1 protein-coding gene is annotated in these 434 nt (G+C 39.4%); it reads left to right on the forward strand.

The features are described 5' to 3' along the window. The coding region (locus tag G7034_RS10320) for a hypothetical protein (protein WP_166400883.1) at positions 1–434 on the forward strand (434 nt) is incomplete at both ends.

Below are 434 nucleotides of genomic sequence, written 5' to 3' on the forward strand. Positions count from 1 at the left end.
GAATTAATCGTTGAACCCTTACCAGACATCATTGCCCCAGAGCGTTTGTCAGTTTGTGATGATGAAACCGGAGGAAGCACCACCAATGAGCAAGCAACCTTCAACTTATTTAGTAAAGTTGAAGAAATTACGCAAGGTGATCAGACTATTTTAGTGAATTTCTACGAAGATGAAGCTTTGGAAAATCAAATTACCGACACCGAAAACTTTGTGAATACACAATCTAATCCGCAAGTGGTGTATGTAGAAGCTGTCGATTTAGACACGGATTGTACGAAAACGACCACCTTGACCATAGAAGTAATTCCAGAGCCGACCATCCCTGAATTAGAACCATTGGTAGAATGTGACCCAGGTAACAATGGTTTTGCAGAATTTGATTTAGGAACTGAAATAGAAAACATTATCAGCAACGAAGTTGATGTAGAAATCTC

This window comes from Psychroflexus maritimus, from assembly GCF_011089875.1.
Classification (GTDB): domain Bacteria; phylum Bacteroidota; class Bacteroidia; order Flavobacteriales; family Flavobacteriaceae; genus Psychroflexus; species Psychroflexus maritimus.